The following is a 24,489-nucleotide window of genomic DNA, read 5'->3' as shown; positions in this document are numbered from 1 at the left end:
ATTTTAAAGTTGTTAGTTAAGTGTTACTTCTACTCTGCGGTTTAATGCTCTACCTTCTTCAGTATCATTAGTCGCAATTGGTGAATCTGGTCCTTTTGAACTAGATTCAATGGTATTTTCTAAAATGCCGTTACGAACGAGATATGATTTTACAAAATCAGCTCTGTCTTTGGCTAAAGAAATGTTGGTTGCTCTACTTCCTGTATTATCTGTATGCCCAATTACTAAACATTTTGCACCATCTACTTTGTCTAAATACTGAGATATATCTGCTACTTTTTGGCGTTGTTCTGCTGAAAGGTTAATAGAAGCTTCACCAGTTTCAAAGTAAACAATTAATGGATTAGTCTTTATTTTTTCTAGCAATGCAGCAATGGTTTCACTTTCATCTTCAGCTTTATCAGCAAGATTAAAATTAACAGGGCCTAATAAAACGCCATCTAACGGTAACAACTCATCTTTTAATTGACCAAAAGTGTTTGTTTGCGATGAAGGAATTCCAAGTTTAACCAGATAATTTTTAACATCATTGGCTCTGGCTAAACCAAGATTAGGAAATGCAGTGTTGTTTGCTTCTTTAGAAGAATATAGCCCAGTAATGTTAATGACTTTTCCAGCGTTTTCAGCGAGGTAGTCCTTTAACTTGTATATTCCAAAATCAACTTTTTCAGAAACAGGTAGTCTTAAATTCGCAGATGATAAGTCAAAATTAAAATTATCTTCTGCGCTGTAATCAAAATCCCCGTTTGCAATTGCAAAGGGGTAAGAGGTCGGTTCTGGTTCAGGAGCTGTTGCTTGTTCAGTAACTACCTGTTCCACTTCATTATTAGAAGAGCCAGCTATACAATCACTACAGAGATTAAAGTAAAGAATGGTTCCAATAATAATGGTAATTAACATACCTAATAAATAGGTAAAGTTTTTGCCCATGGTTTTTGTTTTCTAGTGTTCGCATTGCAAATTATCTAAAAAACTTTAAAAAACGTTAAAAAAATTAGATTTCCTGTTAATATTCAACAAGTTGGAAAACTCTGGAAAAGATTTTTAAAGAATCTTTAGTACCACATATACAGTTTTTACTACCAATTATAAAGTTGAGATAAAAAGTGGTGATTATAATGTTGAATTTTAATCATGAAAATAAAAAACCCTGTTACTCCCGACAAGGTTCCGGCATTGTAACAGGGTTCTATTATAGTTAAGTTTGAGTTAGTTAAGTTGGTTTAAAAAACCGTTGTTCTTTTTTGAGCAGCGGTTTTTTTATAAATCAAACTTAATGCCTTGTGCTAACGGTAATTCTGTGGTGTAATTGATGGTGTTAGTTTGTCTTCTCATATATATTTTCCAGGCATCAGAACCACTTTCTCTACCCCCACCAGTCTCTTTTTCACCACCAAATGCGCCACCAATTTCTGCACCAGATGTACCTATATTAACGTTTGCAATACCACAATCACTACCTGCTGCAGATAAAAAGCGTTCAGCTTCTCTAAGATTGTTAGTCATAATTGCAGAAGATAAACCTTGAGCAACTCCATTTTGAATGGCTATAGCATTTTCAACCTCCCCAGAATACTTTAGTAAGTATAAAATAGGCGCAAAGGTTTCTTCTTGCACTATTTCAAATTCATTTTTAGCCTCAACTATAGCTGGTTTTACGTAGCAACCGCTTTGGTAACCTTCTCCAGAAAGCACTGCGCCTTCTACTACAGTTTTTCCACCTTCGCTTTTCGCTTTTTCTAAGGCTTTTTGATACATGTTTACCGCATCTTTATCTATAAGCGGGCCAACATGGTTGTTTTCATCCAACGGATTGCCAATACGAATTTGTTGATACGCATCAACTAATGCGTTTTTAACCGTATCATATATAGATTCATGAATGATTAGCCTTCTTGTTGAGGTACAGCGTTGACCGGCCGTACCTACAGCTCCAAAAACAGCTCCTATTACAGTCATTTTTATATCAGCATCAGGGGTAACTATTATAGCGTTATTACCACCTAATTCTAACAAAGATTTACCTAGTCTTGCTGCCACTGCTTGAGCAACTATTTTACCCATACGTATAGAGCCAGTTGCTGAAACTAAAGGAATTCGTTTATCTGAGGTCATAAATTCACCTACCTTATAATCTCCATTTATTAAACAGGAAATTCCTGCGGGTAAATTATTTTTTTCTAATATTTCAGCTATTATGTTCTGACATGCTACACCACAAAGGGGGGCTTTTTCAGAAGGTTTCCAAATGCAAACATCACCACAAATCCAAGCGAGAGCTGTATTCCATGCCCAGACAGCCACTGGAAAGTTAAATGCAGATATAATACCCACGATACCTAATGGGTGGTATTGTTCGTACATACGATGACCAGGTCTTTCTGAATGCATAGTTAACCCATGTAGTTGTCTAGATAAACCTACCGCAAAGTCACAGATGTCAATCATTTCTTGAACTTCACCTAACCCTTCTTGGTAAGATTTTCCCATTTCATAAGAAACTAGTTTACCTAACGGCTCTTTTAGTTCTCTTAGCTTTTCGCCAAATTGTCTAACAATTTCTCCACGTTGTGGGGCAGGCATAATGCGCCAAGTGGTGAACGCTTCTTCAGCTGAAGCCATTATCTTTTGATATTCTTCCTTGGTTGTTGCGGTAACCTTTCCAATTAATTCTCCATCAACAGGAGAATAAGAATTTAGTAATTCCCCTTCACCAAAAGAATTAATACCATACGCAGAACCATGGTTAATTTCTTTAATATGTAATTTATTAAGGGCTTCTTTAATGCCAAAGCTTTGTACAGTAATAGACATTTATAACTTTTTAATTATTAATTGTTACGTTTAAAACAAAATTACAAAGACTTATGAAACTGGAATGGTTCAGCTCCATAATAATATTAACCAAATAAAAATAGCGAGAAGGGCAGGTACACCTTGAACAAAGAATATTTTTTTAGATACAGAATACGCCCCATACAAACCTGCAACAACAACACAGCTTAAGAAAAAAAGCGCAATATAAATGGACCAAAGCGAATCAGTAATCAGTATTGACCACATTAATCCTGCAGCTAAAAACCCATTGTATAAGCCTTGATTAGCAGCCATATTTTTAGTGGGCTCAAAAAGGTCTTGTGGAAAATTTTTAAACACTTTTCGTGCTTTGGTTGTCCACGCAAACATTTCTAACCATAGAAAGTACAAGTGCAGAAGGGCTACAAAAAAGGTTAGTATTTTAGCTAAATACATCATTCGGTTGCAACAAAACGTTTATCAACTGGCATTACTGTTCCACAATTATCACAGGTTCTTAAATCTTTTGAACCATAAAAATGTTTGAAATGACTTAAAAAGTCTTTTTCAATATCTTCTAGTGTAAAGTATACTTCGTAAAGTTTGTTATTACAATTATCACAAAACCAAAGCAGTCCATCATCTACTTTCATTTCTTTTCTTTTTCGCTCTATAACCAAACCTATAGAACCTTCATGCCTAACGGGTGAGTGTGGTACTTTAGCTGGATGCAAGTACATATCTCCTGGACCTAAAGCCATTGTTTTTTTTACCCCATCTTCTTGAATATGAACTTCAATATTACCTTCTAATTGATAAAACAGCTCTTCAGTTTCATTATAATGGTAATCTTTACGAGCATTTGGGCCTGCAACAACCATTACAATATAATCTCCAGACTCTTTGTATAAATTTTTATTGCCAACAGGAGGTTTTAGCGTGTCTCTATTTTCTTCTAACCATTTGTTTAAGTTAAAAGGAGTTTTAATAGCCATAAAAGATTTTTTTGTTAAGGTACTTAAGTTCAATCAATAAAAAAAGACCCACGAGCGGGGTCTTTTTGCCAAATCACATGTTACTTAATATTACTTATGAAACACTTAATTTTTTACTTTCTGAAGAACAGTTGCGTAAAATAAGGTTTACCAGTACTGTCAACAGTAATTTTAATTGCGGTGTGTGTATAATCGCCTTCTAATGTTCTTTTATGGGTAGCACTATTTAACCAAGCATTTAATACACCTGCGTTAGTGGTAAAATCTCTGGCTACATTTTCTGCCACAAAAACTGCATTAGCTTTGTCTTTTAATTTAGTAGCACGAGCGTTGAAATTATCGTGACTAATTTTGTTCTTCTTAACCATATATTTATTGTGGTCTTCAGCAACCACATAGGCTTCCGAGCTAAACATTAAAGCAGTATAGCCTTCAGCAATTCTGTATTCGTTTACAAGATTAAAAAGTTCTTCTTCAGAACTTGTCATGCTTAAAGTAGCAGTGCTCTCAAAAAGGTCTTGCTCATTTTCAAAAGATTCTTCTTTAGAACAAGAAGTAAAAACTAGGGCTAAAACTAAAACGAATAAATAAGTAGATTTCATAATAAAAGTTTTAATGATTTGGGCTTAACTTTCACTGCGAATCTACTTCAAGGGGTAAGTTGAACTTTAAAATTTCCGAGAAGCAACCACTTTTTTTCGATAATCTGCAAAATAAGGACCAATAAGGCCTCATCGATAAATAACAACTAAAATTTCATCGGATAAACATGCCATTTTATGGGATTTAAGGCAGTTTGTCCGATGAAAAAATCGTTTTATCCAGAATTTAAATTTTAGCTAGGGATAAAGTGTTGTTGTTTATCGATTAACTTACTTTTTAATAAAAATCTGAGTAAAATATGGCTTACCTTCAGAACTAACTATTATGCTAACTGCGGTATGCGTAAAATCACCTTCCATAGTATTTCGGTGTCCACTACTTTCATACCAACCATTAAATGCTTGCATGTTGGTTGCAAAATCTTTGGCTACATTTTCACCAACGAAAACAGCATTAGTTTCTCCAGCAAGTTTAGATGCTCTTGAACTAAAATTGTCGTGACTTAATTTTCCTCTACTTATCATATATTGGTTGTGCTCTGTTGCATACTTATACGTATCTGCGCTAAATTCCAAAGCATTAAGACCTATAGATACTCTGTGATCATTTACAATATTCATCATTTCTTCTTCAGATGAAGTCATTGTTTTTGCAGCTGTGCTAACAAATAGTTCTTCTTCTTCGGCTACATCAGAAGTGCTACAAGAAGTAAATGCTATTAAAACTAGAAAAAGTAAAAGGTTGATTGTTTTCATTTTACTAAGCTTTGGGTTTTGTATTGATTGGTTTTTTAATCTGTTGCTAAATTAAAATGAGGCGACGGGTGGCATGCAAAAAACCGTGAACAGCATGGTTTTAATCGATGAGTGGTAATTTAAGAATAGAAGTATCGACGAATGGTGATGTAGCAAAAACGTTCGTCGATAAAATCTTACGTTTTAAAGTATATAGCTATAACTAGCGCTTCAAAACAACCATCTAACTATAGACGAAAGTGTCGACGAATGGAAGTTAGAATGTAATTTCTTCGGGTTTATTGGGATTAGAGTTAGCGGGTAGTATGGTATTGTTTTCATCAAAAACAGCACTAAACACAAAGGCACCTATATCTTTTAACGGGGTGTAGAAGATAGAATCGTTTTTAGTTTCTTCGTTAATCAGATTCACTTTTGAATTTACTTTATCAAAGAAGATTAGAATTGCACCTAAGATAATAGCAACTTTAAGTGCTCCAAAAATACCACCAGCTAATTTGTTTAGCGTGCCTAGCTTTGCAAAGTTGGCCACTTTGGTTAGTAGCCTACCAGCAAAATGCACAGCAATTAAGATAAGAATAAAGGTAAGTATAAATGCGGTTGTTGTAATATGGCGTTCATTCCAGTCTACCCGTTCTGAAAGATAGTCGGCAGTAATGTAAGAAAAATGAATAGCACCGTATATACCAGCAATAAGTGCAACAATCGCCGCAATTTCTACAAACAAGCCATTTTTAACGCCTTTGTATAATCCCCAAATTAATAATATACCTAAAACAATATCTAGAAAACTCATTGCCAGTGTTTAGGCAAATATAAAGTTTAGGTACGAATAGGGTTAAAGATTCAAATCTTTTTCAATTGCATCTGAGAGTTCCTCGCCATTTAAGTTGAGGGTTATTACAAAGCCAGATTTTATATAGGTATACACTTGAAAACCTATTGCGGCACCAGCAATAATAGCAGCTATCCAAATAGGTAGTCCTATTAAAGCTAGCATTACACAAAATGATACTATACTTACAGATAGTAAGCTATTAGCATTAATCCATTTTGGTAGCTGAGTTTCTTTTTGGCGTTGTAGTGCTCCAATATCTACTCTTGTAACTTGAGTAGATTCTTCTGAAAGTAAGATTGAATGTTGCATAACTATACTTTTTTGGTTGATTGATAATTACAATTCAAAACAACTAACCAATTGGTCATTTTTAAATTGGTTTTGTATTGTTGGTAGTAATTAATTTATAAATGGTAGATGTATCTTTGAAGCGGTATGGCGAGAGATGAAAAAGTAAAAGAAAGGTGGTTATTATTGGTTGAAAAACTCTCTGCACAATTTGCTGATGGGGAGCAACTCGACCTTGATTCTATTATATATTTAGTTGGTTTGCAGGAGCTTAATCAATTAAATAGAACCTTTAAAAAAGATGAAAAAATAAACTTAATGCATATTGCTATTTGTAGATTGCTAGAACCATATGGGTATTATGAGTTTGATTTTTTTGATGATGAAGGTTGGCCACACTATAAAATTAAAGAGGAATTGCCGAGCCTAAAAGCCGGTGAACAATCTGTTTTAATGAAAGAAGCATTGGTAAATTATTTCTTAGAAAACAACTTTATATCTTAATGTTAGTTAATAAACCATATTATGCCGTAATTTTTTCTAATTACCGAACAGATGTAGATGAAGGTTATAATGAAACTGCTATTCTGATGGAAGAACTCGCAAGAAAACAACCAGGTTTTTTAGAGTTTGAATCGGCAAGGTCAGGTTTAGGTATATCTGTAAGTTATTGGAAAAGTATGGAAGCCATTGCCAATTGGAAACAACAGTTAGACCACAAATTAGCACAGCAAAAGGGAATTTCTGATTGGTATTCGTGGTATAAGGTGAGAATTTGCGAAGTACAACGCGAGTACGAATTCAAAAAATAAACCAGTATTTTTAAGGGTTAGCCAAAATTAGTTTATGACATCCCCACTACGTTTTTCTGCATTAGATAGAACCAAAATAAGAACAGATTTAAAAAACACCACCTTTGATTTAGTTGTTATTGGCGGTGGAATTACTGGAGCAGGCATTGCCTTAGATGCCGCCTCTAGAGGACTAAAAGTTGTTTTATTAGAAAAAGGTGATTATGCCTCTGGCACTAGTAGTAAGTCTACAAAACTAATCCATGGAGGGCTACGGTACTTAAAGCAATTCGATTTTTGGTTGGTTAAAGAAGTAGGTTCAGAACGTGCTATTGTTCATAAATTAGCACCGCATTTGGTGCTTCCAGAAAAAATGTTGTTACCATTAATAGAAGGGGGTAGCTATGGCAAATGGTTAACTTCCATAGGGCTTAAGGTTTACGATATTCTAGCACAGGTATCAGGTGATGATAAAAGGCAAATGTTAGAAAAAAAGGAAGCTTTAAAAAAAGAACCACTTTTACCAAAGAAAATTTTGAATGGTGCAGGTTTTTATGCCGAATACCGCACAGATGATGCGAGACTTACTATAGAGAATTTAAAAACTAGCTTGCATTATGGTACCCTAGCATTAAACTATGCTGAAGTTACTGGGTTTTTATATGAAGAAGAAAAAATAGCAGGGGTTACGGTTACTGATGTTCTTACCAATGAGGCTTTTGAAATAAAAGCAAAATACGTGGTTAGTGCTGCGGGGCCTTGGGTAGATGAACTAAGAGCAATAAATAATTCTAAAAAAGGAAAACGATTACACTTAACAAAAGGCGTGCATTTGGTGTTCCCTTTTGAAAAATTGCCTGTTAAACAATCGGTTTATTTTGATATTCCAGACGGTAGAATGATGTTTGCCATCCCTAGAGGTAAAATTACCTACATAGGTACCACAGATACCAATTATGACGCAAATAAAGATAGCGTGCAAACAGATTTAGCAGATGCTATTTATTTAATATCTGCCGTGAATAATATGTTCCCAGATATTCATTTAGAAATGGAAGATATTATATCCTCATGGGCAGGTTTACGCCCCTTAATACATGAAGACGGTAAATCGGCATCAGAATTATCTAGAAAAGATGAAATTTTTATTTCAGACTCGGGCTTAATAAGTATTGCAGGGGGTAAACTTACCGGTTATCGTAAAATGGCCGAGCGTACCGTTAATAAAGTAACCGCCAGACTTAAAGAAGATTATAAACTAGAAGCAAAAGACTGTTATACAGATAAGATTCCACTTTGTGGTAACGACTTTAAAAAATATAAAAGCGTAAAAAAGTATATCAAGCAAGTGCACAAAGTGTTGGCCTCAGATGGGTTTTCAGAGTATGATGCCTGGTACTTGGTTACAACCTACGGTAAACAAACAGAACATATTTTAGAGCACTATAAAACTTACTCAGACGTAGATAATTATCTAAACTTATTACGAGCAGAATTAAAGTTTGCAATTGAGTTTGAAATGGTAGTAAGTCCGTTAGACTTTTTTATTCGCCGAACTGGCCGTTTGTATTTTGACATAGAAAGTGTTCAAAATTACCTTCAACCCATACTCGAAGATTTTAAAAACTATTTTGGGTACAATAATGAGAAGCTTCAACAATTTAATGAGACACTCCAAAAAGAAATTAAGCTACACTCAGATTTTAGTATGGAGCGTAATGTAAGTTAATCCACAAGTGCTTGGTATACCAAATTCCTTAATTTTTCGTGGTCGTCTAAACCATTTGCTGGTATAACGTTTGTTAAGTAGACCACTACTAATTCTTCTTTGGGGTCTACCCAATAGGTAGAGTGATAAGCCCCGCCCCAGCCATATTCACCAACTGAACCCAATTTACCGCGAGTTCCTAGGTTTTCTACGGTTCTAAAGCCAAGACCAAAACCTATACCAAAATCTTCTTCCACCTTTAAGGCACCGTGATGATTGGTAGTCATCAACTCAACTGTTTTTCTAGATAAAATTCTTTTGTCATTATAGGTGCCATTATTACTTAGCATTAATAAAAATTTAGCGTAATCTTCGGCGGTACATAAATACCCAGCACCACCAGAATAACTTTTTCGAGGTCCTTCTACGTACATGCCTTGCCCTACCATATGTCCGGGGTTGGGGGCACGTTGCAACGCTGTATTTTCATAAGAATATACGGTTGCTAACCTATCTTTCTTATCCTTTGGCAAATAGAAATGGGTATCGTTCATCTCTAAAGGTTTTAAAATACGCTCTTTTAAAAAAGTAGCTAACGTTTGTTTTGAAATCACTTCTACGACAGCTCCCAAGATGTCTGTATTATACCCGTACACCCATTTTTCGCCAGGTTGGGCATCCATAGGTAGTTTGGCCATTCGTTTTATGGTTTCTAAAATGGGTTCGTTTTTGTCAGCAAAATACCAACCTTGTATACCGGCTTCTTTCCATTTAACTGCGGCTGGGCCATAACCATATCCAATACCAGCTGTATGGGTAAGCAAATCTCTTAGGGTAATTTCTCTTTTGGCTTTTTCAATAGTATACCCATCGTTTTCACCAGTAACGGCAACCGTACTTTCTTTGAATTCTGGGATGTATTTAGATAGCGGGTCTGTAATATTCAATTGGCCTTCTTCTTGCAATATCATAATTGCAACGCTAACTATGGCTTTGGTTTGAGAAGCAATTCTAAAAATGGCATTGCTTGGCATTGTCGTCTTGGCTTCTTTGTCTAAAAATCCAAAAGTTTGGTGATAAAAAACCTTGTTTTTACGAGCTAATAAAACTACGGCACCGGGCAGTTGATTATTAGCAACATATTGCTCCATATTTTGAGTTAAAAAGTTTAAGCGCTGTGTTGATACCCCTACTTCTTCTGGAGTAGCTTTTGGTAGTTCTTGAGAAAACCCAGGAGTTAAAAAAAATAGCGAGAAACTAAATACTAAAAAAAGTGTGGTTTTGGTCATTACAGGTAAAGGTTACAAACCTAAAAGTAATGAAATCAACTTTTTAGTCTAGTTTTTCTGTTAACTTCTTAAATGTTTTTTTAGGATCTTTATGTTCGTATAGTATTTGATATACCGCTGTAATGATAGGTGTTTTCGATTTTTTTTCAATCTTTTCCATTAATAAGTGGGCGCTTTTGGTAGCGTAGTAACCTTCAGCTACCATATTCATTTCCATCATGGCGCTTTTAACGGTGTAACCTTTACCAATCATATTACCAAACATACGGTTACGGCTAAACGTTGAATAACCAGTAACTAATAAATCACCCAAGTAAGCAGAGTTATTAATGTTACGCTTCATTTTGTAAATGCGGTCTATAAAACGCTTCATTTCTCTTATAGCGTTACTCATTAAAACGCTTTGAAAATTATCACCATAACCAAGTCCGTGAGCAATACCAGCTGCGATAGCATAAATATTCTTAAGCATAGCAGCGTATTCTGTTCCGATGATATCATCAGATATTTTGGTCTTTATGTATTCGTTCTCTAGAAGTTTGGCCAATAGCTTAGCTTTTTTATCGTCAGCGCAAGCAATGGTGAGGTAAGATAGACGCTCTAAAGCAACCTCCTCTGCATGGCATGGCCCAGTAATTACTCCGATATTTTTAAAAGGAACATTATGATTTTTATGAAAGTGTTCTCCAACAATTAAACCTGTTTCTGGAACAATGCCTTTAATGGCTGAGAAAATTAATTTGTTTTCAAGAGATTGGTTTAGTTTCTCCAATTCAGCATACAAAAACGCAGAGGGTATAGCAAAAATTAAAATTTCAGCCGCAGCTACAGCTTGGTTAATATCTGTAGTTAGTACTAATTTATTAGTATGTAACTCTACAGAGCTTAAGTAGTTAGGGTTGTGTTCTTCTCTTTTAATATGTTCAACCGCATAAATGCTGCGCATATACCAAGAAATGGTATTGTCATTTTCGGTTAAAATTTTTACCAAAGCTGTTGCCCAACTTCCACCACCAATAACTGCAATGCTAGGTTTCTCCATTAAAAAATGCTTTTTACAAATTTAAAAATGCTCTTGTCTTTTCTTGTAGGAATAAGATAAGAATGTTATTAAAAACCGTTTTCAAAGGTTTATTTTCTATTTTTAGAATCTTCAACCTAACTAAACTAACATGATTGAACTAATTGAGCGCTCTAAACATACGCTTAATAGAAAAGCAATTGTTGCTAACGACAAAACGTATTCTTTTCAAGATTTATTGGAGGCTTCTGAAAGCGTTGCTGCTTTTCTACTTAATAGAAATGCTGATTTAAAAGAAGCTAGAATAGCTTTTCTTGTTAAACCAAGTTTTGAATACGTGGCTTTACAGTGGGGAATTTGGAGGGCTGGCGGTATAGCTGTCCCACTGTGCACAAAACATCCGCTACCCTCTATTAAATATGTGTTAGATGATACCCAGGCAGATTTTCTAATATGTACAGGTGAGTATCAACAATTTTTATCACCCTTAAAGCATTCAAATTTTCATTTATATGAAAACATTGCATCAAAAAAAACTGAATTGCCAGATGTAGAAATGTCTCGCCGGGCAATGATTTTATATACTAGTGGAACTACAGGTAATCCAAAAGGCGTGGTAACAACACATAATAATATTAAGAGTCAGATTACAGATTTGACCACTTCTTGGCAATGGCAAGCTGAAGATCAAATTTTAAATGTATTACCCTTACACCATGTACATGGTATTGTTAATATGTTATGTTGTGCCCTGTGGTCTGGTGCCTGTTGTCAGTTTTTACCCGCTTTTAATGAGGATGAGGTTTTTGATATTTTTAGCAAAGGGCAAGTAAATTTATTTATGGCGGTACCAACTATTTATTACAAATTAATTAATCGCTATAACGAGTTGCCTAAAACAAAGCAAGAAGAAATATCAAAGGCATTAAATAACTTTAGATTTATGGTTTCTGGTTCTGCAGCACTACCAGTAAGTACCTTAGAACAATGGCTAAGTATTAGTGGTCATACTTTATTAGAACGGTATGGCATGACAGAGATGGGTATGGCAATTAGTAACCCTTACGAAGGGGAGCGTAGACCAGGGCATATAGGACAACCGTTGCCTGGAGTAACGGTTCGTTTGGCAGATGAAGAAGATAACGTAGTTGAAGAAGGAACCCAAGGTGAAATACAAGTTAAAGGAGCTAATGTTTTTAGTGAATATTGGCAAAAACCAGAAGAAACTCAGAAGACCTTTACCAAAGACGGCTGGTTTAAAACGGGAGATATCGCCTTATTAAATGATGGCTATTATCGTATACTAGGTCGAAATTCTGTTGATATTATAAAATCTGGGGGCTATAAAATTTCAGCATTAGAAATTGAAGAAGTATTACGTAAACATCCTGATCTAAAAGATGTTGGTGTGGTTGGTTTACCAGACCCTGAATGGGGTGAAAAAATAGCTGCCTGTTTGGTACCATCAAAAGATGAGGTAGATATACATGTGCTAAAAGAGTGGATGAAAGAACGTTTGCCAGGCTATAAACTACCAAGAACTTTTATTCAACAAGAAGATTTACCGAGAAATGTTTTAGGTAAAGTGACAAAAAACGAGTTAAAAAAACTATTTACTGTAATATGAAAATTTACGGAGTAGCTTTTTTAGCCGCCTGCTTGTTAGTTGGTAAATATTTAGGCAGTTTGTTAGGTAGTATGATTGGAGTTAATGGTGATGTTGGAGGTGTAGGTTTTGCTATGCTGATTCTTATGATAGGCAATCACTTGTTTTCGCAGAAATGGGGAATGCAACCCAAAACCAAAGAAGGTATTGCTTTCTGGAGTGCCATGTATATACCCATAATCATAGCAATGGCTTCAATACAAAATGTAAAAGCAGCTTTTAGTGGTGGTTGGGTAGCTATTGTGGCAGGTACGCTAACCACATTGCTGGTAATGACATTAGTTCCATTTTTATCAAAAATTGGTAATTCAGAAGTTTCTGATGAAATAGACTCCGCTCATGAATAGGTTAGAATTACTCATAGAAAAACACAACTTGGTCTTTGCCTTTTTAGTAGTAGGGGTAATTCTATTCTTGAGTATACTAGTAAGTAAGCGCTTGTTTAAAGGTAAAATTCCAGGAGTTGCCCTCGCTATTTCTGCAGGTTTAGCTTTAGCATTTTTAGGAGATAAAAAGGGGTTGGCAGATATACCTCTATTTTCAGGTATGGCTTTACTAGGGGGCAGTATGTTTAGAGATTTTGCAGTGGTGGCTACAGCAGTAGGCGCTGATTTAAACAAGATAAAAAAAGCCGGGTTTGCGGGTGTTATTGCTTTGCTAGTAGGCATTACGGTTACATTTTTTTCAGGAGCAGCTATCGCCTATTTTATGGGGTATACAGATGCTGTAAGCGCTGCTACAATTGGTGCAGGTGCTTGTACGTATATTGTTGGTCCAATAACTGGGGCTGCTTTAGGGGCCTCTTCTGATGTTATTGCTATAAGTATAGCAGCTGGTGTAATTAAAACAGTGGTAACTACCATAGGAACTCCCATCATTGCCAAACGTATAGGATTACACAGCCCACATTCTGCAGTAGTTTTTGGTGGTTTAGTAGGTACTACTAGTGGTGTAGTTGCTGGTCTTGCAGCTACAGATGAAAAATTGGTGCCTTATGGAGCAATGACCGCAACTTTCTATACGGGTTTAGGTTGTTTAGTTTGCCCATCTATCTTTTTTGTAGTTCTAAGAGCCTTCTTACAATAAGCTTCTTTTTAAGAGAAACTAAATGTAATACAATGATAATCAATGCATAACAATTTTTGGCATAGAGATTGAAATATACTTTACAATCAGAAAACCAGAATGTTATGAAAGCAACAAAATTACTTTTTAGTTTATTAGGTATAGCCTTTTTAGCATCGTCATGTTATACAGAAGTGTATTTAGATGATGCAGTTATTGTAGAATCTGCCTTTGAAACAGATGCAGCCTTACAATCTTATGATGTATGGTATCTAGATTTAAACGCCACCCAAGGTAATGGTGAAATACCTTTCATGGAGCGTGCATTTACTATCTCTTTTGTTAATGGTTTGCTTTATGCCAATAACAATATGGTGGGCTTTGGTAAAACAGGTAACGGCCTTGGTATAGACGTGGGCTCTTACGGAACTTTTAGCGGCGTTGTAGATATCAACCATGATATTGATGGTGCTTATACATTTGATGTATACGCAGTAAATAACCGTACGCTAGAGTTGTACAATAGACGAACTAATACATCTTATTTTTTAGATGGTTATCAAATTAGAGAATTTGATTATGACCGAATGTTCTATGAGAATTTAGATTACTTTTTACAAGAGTATGAAGTTTGGGAAAAGACTTTTACAAGTCAAGTTGGTGCGGTAAATGATTTTGATAATGAGAATTTCTTACGATTTACAGCAGATACTGGTGGTTATTTTCAGTCTTCTGTTGATGCCCCAGGTACTTCAATAAATAATTTACAGTGGGATTATGAGGGTAATTACCAGATTTACAATACAAATTCAGAGGATTTAAAAACTTTAACACTCGATTATGATTTCTTGGGCAATGATTACTTTGAACTGTACGTTATCAATGACGGTACAATAGAACTGTACCATGTTGCTAGTGAAACGGTATATGAGTTTACCGGAAAAGGGTACATACAGTACTTAAAAACGGGTGACAAAGTGGGTAGAAAACGTTCTGTAAACACAAATAAAAAAATGAACGTTACCCGAAAAAGAAAAATGTAAGTTTTAGCAACAGTTTACTACTGTTACCATATAAAGATTTTTTGGTTGGTTATTTAGTTAGAAATCGCCCTAGCATTCGTGTTAGGGCGTTTTTTTATGAACCCTTTTTATTTAAACTATATTCAGACAAATCGCTTTTTAAAATCAGACGGATTTTCCTCAACGACCTTTTTAAAAACTCGATTAAAATAAGAGAGACTTTCAAAACCACTTGCAAAGCAAGCCTCGCCAACAGAATGTCCAGAAAGTAAAAGGCGTTTAGCTTGGCTAATTCTATACTGATTCAAAAAGGTAAAAAACGTAGCCCCTGTTTCCTTTTTAAAATACCTACAAAAAGCCTCTTTGCTTAAACTACAATGGCTTGCAATTTCATTGAGGCTTATTTTAGAGGCGTAACGTTCTTCTAAAAATGCATGAATCTTGCGTAAACGGTTCTGATTTTTTTGCTTAAACGGATTCTTATAGGGGCTTTTATGTAAGAGTTCAAAGTCTGTACTATTAGATAGATTGTGTAACACGTACAAAACTGATTGAAAAAACTGAAAAGGCTCCAACGCATGCAATTCTTTTAATAAAGGTCCCAGTTCGGTTTTTGTTTTTTCTCCAAATGCAATTCCAAATTCAGATAATTTCAATAGTTTACGAAGTTTATCTAGCTCAGGGTAAACATCTAATACCTTTTCTTTAAAGTTTTGCTTTAAATGAAGAACCTCATGGGTATAATTAGTTTGCATACCGTAATCAAAATTTAGATGCGGAATATTTGAACCAATCAAGACTAAATCACTTTGTTCAAAAGTAGAAATGTGATTTCCCACATGTCTTGTAGCGCTACCACCTTCAATGAAAACCAGTTCAAACTCAGGATGAAAATGCCAAAAAAAGAGGTCGTTAAGTCTAGGACTATGTAATAATCTAAACGGAGAATCAGATTTATCAGCTATCGTTTCTAATTGCACTTTCATACCATAAAAGTACCAATATTGATTTGTTAATAGAATTTAAACATTAAAAATATCAATATAGTACAAATAATGGCTAAAATTCGGAAGGTTTTTGAGTATTCTAAAAACTACTTTTAAACATCATAAAACTAAACAAAATGAAAACAGACAATATTGAAATGGCCAATAAGGCACATGAAGAAATACCGGGGAATCCTTCAACAGCAACGAGTAGTAAGCAAAAATTAAATGATAGAAGTAACGGTAAACCCTTACGTGTACTCTCAGAAGATGATTGGAATTTCTGGGTAGAAAACGGGTACATTATTATTAAGAATGCAGTACCTAAAGAACAAGCAAAAGCAACAGCAGATTTCTTGTGGGAGTTTGATGAGAAAGACCCGAATAATCCTGAAACTTGGTATGCGCCACCAAGAGCAGAAATGAAAATGAAAGAGCTTACCGGTACAGGAATGGTAGAAGTATATAATAATCAAATGCTGTGGAACAACAGGCAAATGCAACGTGTTTATGATGCTTTTGTTGATGTTTGGGGAACTGAAAAACTTTGGGTAACTATTGATAGGGCTAATCTCAATTTTCCGCAAAGACCCGGAGAAAATAAGAAAGGCTTTATTCATTGGGATTATGACCCCGAGACCAGACCTCAAAATGTACAAGGGGTTTTGGCCTTAGCAGACCAAACAGATGAAAATATGGGAGGCTTTCAGTGTATTCCTTGGTTGTATAGAAATTACGATACTTGGAAGCTAACTCAACCAGAAGACCGCGACCATTTTCAACCAAATATTACAGGTTTAGAAGATAAGATTGTAAAGGTAAAAATGGAGGCTGGTGATTTGCTAATCTTCAACAGCACACAACCGCATGGCATTCGACCTAATAAATCTGGTAATAAGGTGCGTATTGCACAATACATTTCAATGATGCCAGCAGAAGAAGACAATGAGGATTTACGTAATTGGAGAATTCATTCTTGGAAGAATAGAGTAGCTCCTGAAGGGTACGCTTTTCCAGGTGACCCAAGAAATTGGGAGCAAAATAAATATGAAACTGCTAAACTTAATGCGCTGGGAGAAAGATTACTGGGACTAAAAGTGTGGTAGATTACCAAATTCTTAAAAATCTAAGAATTACTGAATGTTTTATAGAATACCCTTAATTTTGCCGGCTTCAATTCTTAGCCATGCAAAAATATCTCAACCTTTTTGATTTTTCTCAGAAAGTAAATTACCGAACCGAAATTTTATCAGGTTTAACGGTGGCGCTTGCCTTAGTACCAGAAGCAATTGCTTTTGCCTTAATTCCTGGGTTTTCACCTTTAACAGGTTTATACGCTGCATTTGTATTGGCTTTGGTAACTTCAATTTTAGGAGGTAGACCAGGAATGATATCTGGTGCAACAGGAGCTGTAGCTGTTATTTTTGTAGGTTTAATTCTAGAGTTAAAAAGAACTTTTCCTGGAATTGAACCAATAACCATACTCAATTACACCTTTGCAACTGTAATTATTGCAGGGGTGCTTCAAATACTTGCAGGAGTTCTTAGGTTGGGTAAATTTATTCGTTTGGTACCACAACCGGTAATGTTTGGTTTTGTAAATGGTTTGGCTATCATCATTTTTATGGCTCAATTTCCCAACTTTTATGATAAAGAAACAGGTGATTTATTATCTGGAGAATCTCTTTACATTATGTTAGGGTTGACCTTATTAACCATGCTTATCATTTGGGGTTTACCTAAACTAACTAAGGTAGTGCCTTCATCATTAGTTGCAATTTTAGTGGTTTCAGCCATTGTAATTGGTTTTGGAGTTAATACCATGACAGTTGCTGATATAATGCCAGAGGGCGAAAGTATTAAAGGGGGTTTTCCACCAGTATCTATTCCAAATATTCCTTTTACCTGGGAAACGTTTATGATTATTATTCCATACGCTGGTATTGTTGCAGGTGTTGGTTTAATTGAAAGCTTGTTAACCCTAAATATCATAGACGAGATTACAGAAACAAGAGGTAGAGGTAATAAAGAATGTGTAGCTCAGGGTACAGCAAATATTTTATCTGGATTTTTATCTGGTATGGGCGGTTGTGCAATGATTGGTCAAAGTTTAATAAATACATCTTCTGGAGCTAGAGCAAGATTATCTGGTATAACCGCTGCTGTAATGTTGTTGGTTTTTATCATGTTTGGTTCTAGTTTAATTGAACGTTTACCTATGGCTGCCTTGGTAGGACTAATGTTTATGGTAGCCATTGGAACTTTTGAATGGGCTAGCTTTAAAACTTTCAGAAAAATGCCAAATTCTGATGTTATCGTCATGGTTTTGGTTACCCTTATTACGGCAATTACCCACAATTTAGCGGTGGCTGTTTTATTGGGAGTTATAATTTCTGCTTTAGCATATTCATGGGAAAACGCTAAGCGCATTAGAGCAAGAAAACACGTTGATGAAAACGGAGTTAAGCATTATGAGATATACGGACCATTGTTTTTTGGATCAACAACTCTGTTCGCAGAAAAGTTTGACGTGTTAAATGACCCTGAAGAAATTATTATTGATTTTGCAGAAAGTAGAGTAGCAGACATGTCTGGTATTGAAGCCTTAAATAAAATTACAGAACGTTATGCCAAAGCAGGTAAAAAGGTACATCTAAAACATTTAAGCAAAGACTGTAGGCGTTTACTTAAAAACGCAAATGATATTATTGAAGTAAATGTTTTAGAAGACCCTACCTATAAAGTTGTTGCTGATAAGTTTTAAACACTAAGTAAAGCATTAAACAGTAAAAATAGCCCTGAGAGAATTATTAAAAGAAAGCCAAAAGCTATTAGGTAATGATTAATTTCTTCTTTCCTATCTTTTTTGGCTTGAGCCCTAATTTTATATTTTAGTTTTTTCTTTTCAAAAGGGGTTAATTCTTTAAACTCTAGTTGCGTATCGTTTACATACCCCTTGTATTTTTTACTTATTTCTTGATAACCTACCCTTTTTTTAAGAAGGGCTCTATTTGCTTTAATAACAAGCATTGGTTGACTAGCTGAACCCATAATACTATATTTATTATAAGTTGCTATAAATCAATTTTTGTTACAAAAAAACTATTAAAAACACTAAAAATCTATTAATAATTGAATAATATATTATTCTTTATAAGAATATATTAATTTCTTAAAGTCCAGATTTCATAAATAGGTTGCCCTTTACTACTCAAGCCTGAATGATGCCAATCACCATTTTCAATACTATAATCAAACTGTAAACTAGCACCAACTCGAGAATTATCTCTAGAGAAAAATCCAATTTTCTCAGTGTATTTGCCGTTTTTAGTAGTGTAAATACCACCTCCTGTACCCAAAAATTCTTTGGTTTCTGTATTGTAAGCTATCCATTGAAAACGAGTGCCTGATAGTATCTTCATAGTTTTTCTTGGTCTGTTGGTATCTCTTTTTTGAATTTCTCCATCCCTTTTTCGGCCAGAAATTAACCATGCGCCTGCCAAATCTCCAGGAGTACCGTTATCTATTCTCGAATACGTTATTTTGGAATTTGCCACTGAAAAACTGTTTTCAAATAAATCAATTTCTGTAGTTATAGTTTTTCCAACAGCATCTTTATTAGTAGCATCAAACGCTACAATTTGTGTAAGTGCGTTGCCATTTAGTTCATAGCTTCCACCTTTAGTAGTATAGAAGTACCCTGTTTTATCGTCAAATACTGTGGTTGCCCAATGATTAGAAGAAAAAATTGTTACGTTTTTTAAACTAATATTAGCATTGTTAATTTTAGTGGTACTTTCCCATGCACCTTGTAAATTTTGTGCATTTAAGGAATAAAAAGTGATAGTTAATAGTAAGGTAAATGTGATTTTTTTCATGATGATTACGTATTAGGTAAAGATTCAAATTGAGCGCGTTTAGCTTCATACCATTTTTGCATGGCTTCAGGGTTTTGCATTACAGATTTCATTTCTTCCATAGCTTTTAAATGCGCAGCATCTTTTTGTTGAAACATTTGCATACCATGTTGTTTACTCATCGCTGCAATTTCTTCAAATGTTTCTGCTGTGAAAGGGGTGTCACATGCTCCTCCAAGTTCTCTGCATGTCATTGTTCTCATGAGTGTAATAGTTTTAAGATTGTTCTTAAAAGGTACAAAAAAAGCCGCTTTCAATGTTTTGAGAGCGGCTTGGTGTTATGTTTTTATTACTGTTATATCGTTCTAAGATATTCAGCTATTTCTCGTGCTTGCTCTTCAGTTAAATTCTGATTAAGCATAATTGCATTGTTGTATTCTTTTAAAAGTGCTTTTGCAATAGGGTCTTCTTTTAGCATTCCGTCAGGATTCAAAATCATATTCATAACCCATTCCGGACTTCTTCTTTTATACACCCCTTTCATAGCTGGGCCAATCATACGTTGTTCAATTTGATGACAAGCAACACATATGGCATTAAATTGTGCTTCACCACTGGCAGCCATTTCTTGGTCAATTTCATCTGCAAATTCTACATTCTTAATTGGACCTACGCCTTTGTTACTTAAATCAACAGGAACACCTTCACTTTTATCCGCTGCTTTTTCTTCGGTTTTGGTTCTACTTACTTCAAAACCATCTTCTTTTTTTTCTTTTTTATCACCACAGCTTGCAATAAATGCGCCCATGGCTAACATTAGAAGTACTTTTTTCATTTTTGTTTAATTGAGAACTACTAATATATGTAAATCTACGAGCTTACACAGCAGAAGTTGATAATCTTAACTATAAAATTTAAATAGTTTAGTTTTTAGCAAACTGTTCAAAGAAACTTAGTGCTCGTTCTTCAGCGTAGCTTATATTATTTCTTCCCCAAAACCCAACATGACCACCAAATTCGGGAGTTTCTAAATATAGGTTAGTATTGATGTTAGCTTCTTCATAAGGGTAACAATCGTCTCCTAAAAAAGAATCATTTTTAGCGTTAAGAATTAAACTGGGTTTTACTATAGCCGTTAGAAATTGTTTACAGCTGCATTTGTTGTAATAATCGTCTGCGTCTTTAAATCCGTGCGCTGGCCCAGTATATATGTTATCAAAATCTTTTAGGGTTACAATAGATTTAATTTCATTTTCCGAAATATAAGCTGGAAACATTTTATTTTTTACGCGAAGTTTAGCTAATAAGTTTTTTTTAAATCGTGCAGAATACAATGCATTTTTTGATTGTAGTAATTGGTTACAAGCATCTTTTAAATTGCAGGGAACAGAAATGGCAACCGCAGCTTTTAGTTCTTTAGGTACTTGATTACCTTCACCTAAATACTTTAGCAGTAAATTTCCACCTAGACTAAAACCCATTATATATATCTGGGAGTACGTTTTTGTAGTTTTTATATGGTTAACTACCGCTATTAAATCTTCTGTAGCTCCCGAATGGTAAGATCGGTATAATTTGTTAGGTTCACCGCTACAACCCCTAAAATTTACGGCGCAACAATCGTAGCCATTATGGTTTAATTTTTTTGCACTACCTGTAATGTAATGGCGTTGCGCGTCACCCTCTAATCCATGTAACAACACCACCACTTTGTTAGTTGGAACTTTAGCTTGGCTCCAATCAATATCTAAAAAATCGCCGTCGATTAAGTTAAGTCGTTCTCTTTTTTGCGTAACCCCATTAACCTTTCTTACGAGGCCCGCATAAATAGTTGAAAAATGGCCATTTCTAAATAAAAAAGGAGGTTTGTAATTAGATGGTATTAGCGGCATAAAAACTATGTTTATATTACCAAACTACATTTTTATTGAAGGTTAGCACAACCCCAAAAGTTATATTTTAAAAAAAATTAAAGTGATTAACTCACTTAACAATAGCGTAGTAAAAAGGTTATTATTTTGGAAATGTTTCTAAAAGCCTATTTTGCTCTTCTATGGCGGTTTTAAACTCTGTTTTTAAATTACCAACCAAATCTTTTACAGTAAGCGTATCATGTATGGTCGCAGAACCTTGTCCTGCACTCCAAATTGTTTTCCAAGCCTTATGCTCTGTATCTAACTCTTTGCCAAAATCTATTTTTTGGTCTTTTTCTAAATCTTCTTCGGTTAAACCTGCAGCTTCTAAACTGGCCGATAAGAAATTAGCGTGTACACCAGAAATAGCAGCGGTATAGGTAACATCACTGGCTCCAGCATCTTCAATCATTTTTTGATAATCTTCTGGCGCATAACTTTCTTTGGTATTGATAAAGCGAGTACCCATATACGCCAAATCTGCTCCCATTTGCATTGCTGAAGCAATATCTCTGCCCGTACTAATACAACCAGAAAGAATAATGGTTTTATCAAAGAACGTTTTTGTTTCTGCCACTAAAGTCATTGGATTAATGGTTCCGGCATGTCCGCCAGCACCAGCAGCAACCAAAATAAGACCGTCAACACCAGCAGAGGCTGCTTTTTGAGCATGTCTTTTTTTAATAACATCATGAAAAACTAGTCCTCCATAACTATGAATTGCATCAACCACCATTTGAACAGCTCCTAAAGAAGTAATTACTAAAGGTACTTGGTGTTTTACACAGAGTTTAACATCAGCTTCAACTCTTGGATTAGTTGGGTGAACAACTATATTAACACCAAAAGGAGCGGCTTTTTTACCCGTTTCTTCTTCCCATTTTTGCAGTTCAGATTTAATTTGAATTAACCATTCTTCAAAGCCTTCACTTGTACGTTGATTTAAAGCTGGAAAAGTTCCAACAATTCCGTTTTTACAACATTCAATAACCAACTCAGGTCCAGAAATTAAAAACATTGGAGCTGCTATAGCAGGTAATGATAAATCGTTTATAAATGAAGCTTTTTTAGACATAGTTGTATTCTTAAGATAGTTATAAAACTAAGGTTTTTTAGTTGCGGTTATCAAATCTATGTTATTTTTGAAAGATACTATGCATGCATAACAAAATAAACTATGTTTTACAAAGAATTTGACATTCGTTGGAGTGATTTAGACGCCAACAGACATTTAGCCAATTCAGCTTACATCAATTTTATGAGTCATACCAGAATGGCTTTTTTAGGTCAATTAGGTTTTAATCAGAAATCTATGGCCAAATATGAAATAGGACCAGTAGTATTTTACGAACATGTGTATTATTTTAAAGAAGCTTTTGCGGGTAAACCCATAAAAGTGTCTTTAGGTTTAAAGGGAATGAGTGAAGACGGAATGTTCTTTGAGTTTGAACATAATTTTTATGATGCAGAAGGAAGAAATTTTGCCCGTTGTGAAATGATGGGCGCTTGGATGGATTTGTCTACAAGAAAACTAACCGCTTTACCACAGGTGTTTATGGATGCTTTTGCAACCATAGAAAAAGAAGAAGAATTTAGGACCCTTACTAAAGAAGACACACGTAAATTTGCTCGAGTGCCAAAGAATTTAACTACAGTTAGTTCTTAAATACAGTAGATTCTTTTAAATTGATAAAACCAGAATCTAGTTGATTAAGGTAACGGTTAGTACGTAAATATCGGGCCTTGTTTGCTGAGTCGTAATTGTCAGCTTCAGGGTCCATGCTACCAATTTTTACTTGACCAGAAGAGTGTATAAATTCGTTATTACCTATCCACATGCCAACATGAACTACGAGCTCTTTTGTGGTATCAGTGGCTTTTCTTCCAAAAAAGAGTAAATCTCCTTTGCGTAAGTTTTCAAATTGTTTGCTAGTGTCAACTTCAATACCTGCATGAACTTGTTGAGAAGCATCTCGGGGTAAAACTATTCCATTTAAAAAATAAATAGTTTTGGTAAACCCACTACAATCAACCCCTTTTGCAGATGTTCCGCCCCACAGGTAAGGAACACCCATTAAACGTTGTGCCGTGGTTACGAGTTGGTCTTCGTTTGGGTTTAAATTTTCCATCCATAAATCAAATAATTCAGCTTCATCTTTACGAATAAATGCACTACGCCCGTCAGGGTATGCAACATTAAAATATTGAGATGTTTCCTTTATCAATTTTAAAATAGCTCCTGCCACCATATCAGAAACAATCAAATTGGTATTTTCCGTTTTGTATGCGTGACCATAAGTGCTTGTGTAGATAATTTTTTTGGCTTGTTCCCAATCTGCAAACGCATTTGGCAGCATAGGTTTTAAGCCTCCGTGGTCTACCCAAGCTAAATATCCGTCAGGAGTCTGAATCCAATACCATTTCCCCTCTTTTTTTAGAATAGTTACCGGGGTGCCTAAGGTAGCTTGTGTGCTAAGTTCTGCCGAGTGTTTTGGTTTTGAGCGTAAATTGGCTACAGATATTGTAATAATTCCGTGAGTGAGACCGTCTAGATTTTTATGTGGTAAAAGTGTAATACTATCTATATAAGAAATCCCCTTATCGTCTAATTTTGATTTAAATGTTTCTACCGCCTCGGGTAAATTACTTTCACCATTTAAAATATATTGACTACCAGATTTTTCTGCGCTAACTTGAAACCAAGCTACACGTTTATCTGGAGCATAGTTTTTTTGAATGTCTTTTATTTCAGTTGTTAAATCTTGGATGTCTTGCTTTGGAGTATTGGTACAACTCCATAGAATGGTAAAGAATAAAAAAAGAAGTACTGTTTTGTTCATAACAAAATGATGAATTATAAAAGTAAACAATACGACTATTTAATAGTGGTTCGAAA

At 35.0% G+C, this 24,489-nt stretch carries 28 protein-coding genes; 10 read left to right on the top strand and 18 right to left on the bottom strand.

From position 1 onward, the window contains the following. Positions 1 to 12 precede the first annotated feature (12 nt). From H5V42_RS05595 to H5V42_RS05560, 8 genes are all read right to left on the bottom strand, one after another. Positions 13 to 930, bottom strand: coding sequence for an OmpA family protein (locus tag H5V42_RS05595; RefSeq protein WP_185782146.1), 918 nt, complete (start codon positions 928 to 930; stop codon positions 13 to 15). A gap of 330 nt (positions 931 to 1,260) precedes the next feature. Next, complete coding sequence (amaB, locus tag H5V42_RS05590; RefSeq protein WP_185782145.1) at positions 1,261 to 2,814, bottom strand: L-piperidine-6-carboxylate dehydrogenase; 1,554 nt, start codon at positions 2,812 to 2,814, stop codon at positions 1,261 to 1,263. Positions 2,815 to 2,883: 69 nt separating this feature from the next. Then, positions 2,884 to 3,255, bottom strand: a complete 372-nt coding sequence (locus H5V42_RS05585; RefSeq protein WP_185782144.1) for a DUF1304 domain-containing protein — start codon at positions 3,253 to 3,255, stop codon at positions 2,884 to 2,886. Beyond that, on the bottom strand, positions 3,252 to 3,791 hold the full coding sequence (locus H5V42_RS05580) for a 3-hydroxyanthranilate 3,4-dioxygenase (RefSeq protein ID WP_185782143.1): 540 nt from the start codon (positions 3,789 to 3,791) through the stop codon (positions 3,252 to 3,254). The genes H5V42_RS05585 and H5V42_RS05580 overlap by 4 nt, the downstream gene beginning before the upstream one ends. 113 nt (positions 3,792 to 3,904) lie before the next feature. After that, complete coding sequence (locus tag H5V42_RS05575; RefSeq protein WP_185782142.1) at positions 3,905 to 4,393, bottom strand: CAP domain-containing protein; 489 nt, start codon at positions 4,391 to 4,393, stop codon at positions 3,905 to 3,907. 270 nt (positions 4,394 to 4,663) lie between these two features. Then, entirely contained in the window at positions 4,664 to 5,149 is a 486-nt protein-coding gene (locus tag H5V42_RS05570; RefSeq protein WP_185782141.1) for a CAP domain-containing protein, read from the bottom strand. Between the two features lie 256 nt (positions 5,150 to 5,405). After that, complete coding sequence (locus tag H5V42_RS05565) at positions 5,406 to 5,945, bottom strand: CvpA family protein (protein ID WP_185782140.1); 540 nt, start codon at positions 5,943 to 5,945, stop codon at positions 5,406 to 5,408. A gap of 42 nt (positions 5,946 to 5,987) precedes the next feature. Next, positions 5,988 to 6,296 (bottom strand): hypothetical protein, encoded by a 309-nt coding sequence (locus H5V42_RS05560; protein ID WP_185782139.1) that lies wholly within the window; start codon positions 6,294 to 6,296, stop codon positions 5,988 to 5,990. Positions 6,297 to 6,422: 126 nt separating this feature from the next. Between H5V42_RS05560 and H5V42_RS05555 the strand changes: the two genes are divergently transcribed. From H5V42_RS05555 to H5V42_RS05545, 3 genes are read left to right on the top strand one after another with little or no spacing between them, the layout of a single operon-like run. After that, positions 6,423 to 6,779 (top strand): hypothetical protein, encoded by a 357-nt coding sequence (locus H5V42_RS05555; protein ID WP_185782138.1) that lies wholly within the window; start codon positions 6,423 to 6,425, stop codon positions 6,777 to 6,779. Beyond that, positions 6,779 to 7,087, top strand: a complete 309-nt coding sequence (locus H5V42_RS05550; RefSeq protein ID WP_185782137.1) for an antibiotic biosynthesis monooxygenase family protein — start codon at positions 6,779 to 6,781, stop codon at positions 7,085 to 7,087. The genes H5V42_RS05555 and H5V42_RS05550 overlap by 1 nt, the downstream gene beginning before the upstream one ends. A gap of 34 nt (positions 7,088 to 7,121) precedes the next feature. Beyond that, a complete protein-coding gene (locus H5V42_RS05545; RefSeq protein ID WP_185782136.1) occupies positions 7,122 to 8,795 on the top strand; it encodes a glycerol-3-phosphate dehydrogenase/oxidase in 1,674 nt (557 codons plus the stop codon). Here the strand turns inward: H5V42_RS05545 and H5V42_RS05540 are convergent. Then, positions 8,792 to 10,063: a serine hydrolase domain-containing protein gene (locus tag H5V42_RS05540; RefSeq protein WP_185782135.1), complete on the bottom strand. Its 1,272-nt coding sequence runs from the start codon at positions 10,061 to 10,063 to the stop codon at positions 8,792 to 8,794. The genes H5V42_RS05545 and H5V42_RS05540 overlap by 4 nt on opposite strands. Before the next feature lie 43 nt (positions 10,064 to 10,106). Next, the gene (locus tag H5V42_RS05535) at positions 10,107 to 11,105 is read right to left on the bottom strand and encodes an NAD(P)H-dependent glycerol-3-phosphate dehydrogenase (RefSeq protein WP_185782134.1); all 999 of its coding nucleotides are present in this window, start codon (positions 11,103 to 11,105) and stop codon (positions 10,107 to 10,109) included. Positions 11,106 to 11,235: 130 nt separating this feature from the next. Here H5V42_RS05535 and H5V42_RS05530 point away from each other — a divergent pair, with 130 nt between their 5' ends. From H5V42_RS05530 to H5V42_RS05515, 4 genes are all read left to right on the top strand, one after another. Then, complete coding sequence (locus tag H5V42_RS05530) at positions 11,236 to 12,711, top strand: acyl-CoA synthetase (RefSeq protein ID WP_185782133.1); 1,476 nt, start codon at positions 11,236 to 11,238, stop codon at positions 12,709 to 12,711. Then, positions 12,708 to 13,097 (top strand): malonate transporter subunit MadL, encoded by a 390-nt coding sequence (gene madL / locus H5V42_RS05525; protein WP_185782132.1) that lies wholly within the window; start codon positions 12,708 to 12,710, stop codon positions 13,095 to 13,097. The genes H5V42_RS05530 and madL overlap by 4 nt, the downstream gene beginning before the upstream one ends. Continuing rightward, a complete protein-coding gene (gene madM, locus H5V42_RS05520; RefSeq protein ID WP_185782131.1) occupies positions 13,090 to 13,836 on the top strand; it encodes a malonate transporter subunit MadM in 747 nt (248 codons plus the stop codon). The genes madL and madM overlap by 8 nt, the downstream gene beginning before the upstream one ends. 104 nt (positions 13,837 to 13,940) lie before the next feature. Further along, positions 13,941 to 14,858 carry a nicotinic acid mononucleotide adenyltransferase gene (locus H5V42_RS05515; protein WP_185782130.1) on the top strand — a complete coding sequence of 306 codons (918 nt, stop codon included), beginning with the start codon at positions 13,941 to 13,943 and terminating at the stop codon, positions 14,856 to 14,858. 122 nt (positions 14,859 to 14,980) lie between these two features. On the opposite strand, the gene H5V42_RS05510 is transcribed toward H5V42_RS05515, so the two are convergent. Beyond that, on the bottom strand, positions 14,981 to 15,823 hold the full coding sequence (locus tag H5V42_RS05510) for a helix-turn-helix transcriptional regulator (RefSeq protein WP_185782129.1): 843 nt from the start codon (positions 15,821 to 15,823) through the stop codon (positions 14,981 to 14,983). A 137-nt stretch (positions 15,824 to 15,960) separates the two neighbouring features. On the opposite strand from H5V42_RS05510, the gene H5V42_RS05505 reads away from it, so the two are divergent. Together H5V42_RS05505 and H5V42_RS05500 are read left to right on the top strand one after the other, a co-directional pair. Further along, complete coding sequence (locus tag H5V42_RS05505; protein ID WP_185782128.1) at positions 15,961 to 16,929, top strand: phytanoyl-CoA dioxygenase family protein; 969 nt, start codon at positions 15,961 to 15,963, stop codon at positions 16,927 to 16,929. A gap of 80 nt (positions 16,930 to 17,009) precedes the next feature. Continuing rightward, positions 17,010 to 18,587 carry a SulP family inorganic anion transporter gene (locus H5V42_RS05500; protein WP_185782127.1) on the top strand — a complete coding sequence of 526 codons (1,578 nt, stop codon included), beginning with the start codon at positions 17,010 to 17,012 and terminating at the stop codon, positions 18,585 to 18,587. Here H5V42_RS05500 and H5V42_RS05495 read toward each other — a convergent pair. The 6 genes from H5V42_RS05495 to H5V42_RS05470 form a co-directional block, all read right to left on the bottom strand. Beyond that, the gene (locus H5V42_RS05495) at positions 18,584 to 18,874 is read right to left on the bottom strand and encodes a hypothetical protein (RefSeq protein WP_185782126.1); all 291 of its coding nucleotides are present in this window, start codon (positions 18,872 to 18,874) and stop codon (positions 18,584 to 18,586) included. The two genes, H5V42_RS05500 and H5V42_RS05495, sit on opposite strands and share 4 nt — an antisense overlap. A 113-nt stretch (positions 18,875 to 18,987) precedes the next feature. Beyond that, positions 18,988 to 19,701 carry a membrane or secreted protein gene (locus H5V42_RS05490; protein WP_185782125.1) on the bottom strand — a complete coding sequence of 238 codons (714 nt, stop codon included), beginning with the start codon at positions 19,699 to 19,701 and terminating at the stop codon, positions 18,988 to 18,990. 5 nt (positions 19,702 to 19,706) lie between these two features. After that, complete coding sequence (locus H5V42_RS05485; RefSeq protein WP_185782124.1) at positions 19,707 to 19,943, bottom strand: DUF1059 domain-containing protein; 237 nt, start codon at positions 19,941 to 19,943, stop codon at positions 19,707 to 19,709. A 92-nt stretch (positions 19,944 to 20,035) separates the two neighbouring features. Continuing rightward, positions 20,036 to 20,515, bottom strand: coding sequence for a c-type cytochrome (locus tag H5V42_RS05480; protein WP_185782123.1), 480 nt, complete (start codon positions 20,513 to 20,515; stop codon positions 20,036 to 20,038). 88 nt (positions 20,516 to 20,603) lie between these two features. Continuing rightward, positions 20,604 to 21,572, bottom strand: a complete 969-nt coding sequence (locus H5V42_RS05475; protein WP_185782122.1) for a YheT family hydrolase — start codon at positions 21,570 to 21,572, stop codon at positions 20,604 to 20,606. 121 nt (positions 21,573 to 21,693) lie between these two features. Then, positions 21,694 to 22,668, bottom strand: coding sequence for an NAD(P)H-dependent flavin oxidoreductase (locus tag H5V42_RS05470; protein ID WP_185782121.1), 975 nt, complete (start codon positions 22,666 to 22,668; stop codon positions 21,694 to 21,696). Between the two features lie 102 nt (positions 22,669 to 22,770). Here H5V42_RS05470 and H5V42_RS05465 point away from each other — a divergent pair, with 102 nt between their 5' ends. Beyond that, positions 22,771 to 23,259, top strand: a complete 489-nt coding sequence (locus H5V42_RS05465; protein ID WP_185782120.1) for an acyl-CoA thioesterase — start codon at positions 22,771 to 22,773, stop codon at positions 23,257 to 23,259. On the opposite strand, the gene H5V42_RS05460 is transcribed toward H5V42_RS05465, so the two are convergent. Beyond that, positions 23,249 to 24,433, bottom strand: coding sequence for a C40 family peptidase (locus H5V42_RS05460; protein ID WP_185782119.1), 1,185 nt, complete (start codon positions 24,431 to 24,433; stop codon positions 23,249 to 23,251). The two genes, H5V42_RS05465 and H5V42_RS05460, sit on opposite strands and share 11 nt — an antisense overlap. Positions 24,434 to 24,489 lie beyond the last annotated feature (56 nt).

This window comes from Croceivirga lutea (assembly GCF_014235875.1).
GTDB classification, from domain to species: Bacteria; Bacteroidota; Bacteroidia; order Flavobacteriales; family Flavobacteriaceae; genus Croceivirga; species Croceivirga lutea.
This window is presented reverse-complemented; position numbering and strand designations above follow the sequence as displayed.